Raw genomic sequence first — 1467 nt, forward strand, 5'->3', positions numbered from 1 at the left:
TTGCCTGGGAACGGGCCTCTGGAGGCTCTGCCTCCTGCTAGAAACAGGGATAATATCGCGTCCGGAGGAATAGTTTTGATATTCCCTACGGATAAATCCGAGGGATTCTTAAAGAGTCCAAAGTCGGACTTTTAAAGGCGCAATAGCGGGTAAGGTTCGGAAGTCGCCTTCCTCCCCTCCCCTAAGAACGGTACGTGACTGTTTCCAATCATACCGCTCAAGCCTTACTTCCAGCCTTTGACTTGGATTTGCTATGTACCTGCTTATGACACGCTCTGTGTAGGTGCATCAGATTTTCTAGGTCGTCTAATCTACATTCTGCTACAGGTACGATATGATGGGTTTCGATTTCTTCTCCGTTAAATAGGCTGTCTCCGCAGACGGGACATTTCCAATCTTGGAGCTTGGCAAGTTGTTCATATTTTGAACCTTTTGCCCAATAATTTTTCCCGTTCTTGATGCTTCGTTTATGCCAGTATTCACGGAGTGAGGGGTCATCAGGGCTTGAGTTCCCTTTGACTTTAACGTGCCTTACTATGGGTGTACTACTAATGTTGTACAGGAGAAAAAGTTTTTCTTTTCCTCTTCTACCAGTCCCTTTGCACATGAAAGTACCATGCCGTCCTCTATAGCTACCGTAGTAGCGTTTAGAAACCCATGTTTTTGATTTGTTGGGATGCCGACGTTTAGCCCAACGCCAGAGGTAATGCCATACTCGATTTTCGATGTAGGAGAAGGTTTCTTTGCTAACTGTACCTCTGTAGTAGTTAGCAAAACCTCTGAGAAGGGGATTCAATTTTCTAATGACTTCTTCTTGGGTACAGGCTTTCATATTGGATATGGTTTTACCAATCTTCTTACAAAAGGCGAGTACCTTTTCCTTTTGGGGTTTGGTCAACAGTTTGCCGTTATAGTGGCGTAGGTTGAAACCCAGAAAGTCGAATCCGTCGTTGCTCTGAACTATCCGTGTCTTCTCATCACTGATTTCTAGACCTCGATTTGACAGCCATTGTTTTATCAGGATAAGCACTTGTTCCAAAGATTCTTTGTCTTTAGCAGTGACGATAAAATCATCTGCATATCTGATGATGCCTAGCTTTGGGTTAACTGTTTTGATGTATTCTTCTAACCCATGCAGTCCAATATTTGCGAGTAATGGACTTATCACACCACCTTGAGGAGTGCCTGTCTCGGTAGGGTTGTGAACCCCTTTGTCGATAAATCCTGCTTTTAACTATTCTTTGATTAGTTTGCCTTGTGGGGCAGAGCCAATCATGTTCAGAATGGATTCATGGGCAACGTTATCCAAGAAGCCTTTGATGTCAGCGTCAAGAACCCATGTGTGTCCCTGTTGCCATCCGCGCAATTTGTTGAAACATTGATTGATGGCGCAGTCCAAAACTGAACTCTTAAAGGCATTATCAAAGTGCCTCTACCAACTCCTTTAAGAGAAAATCCTAAAGTTGT

1 protein-coding gene is annotated in these 1467 nt (G+C 43.8%); it reads right to left on the reverse strand.

Annotation, left to right across the window (positions count from 1 at the left end; all coding sequences use genetic code 11):
- Positions 1–217 precede the first annotated feature (217 nt).
- Entirely contained in the window at positions 218–1219 is a 1002-nt protein-coding gene (locus AC0QH1_RS00620) for a group II intron maturase-specific domain-containing protein (protein WP_324628794.1), read from the reverse strand.
- Positions 1220–1467: the final 248 nt, after the last annotated feature.

It is taken from the genome of Phormidium sp. CCY1219 (genome assembly GCF_055795085.1).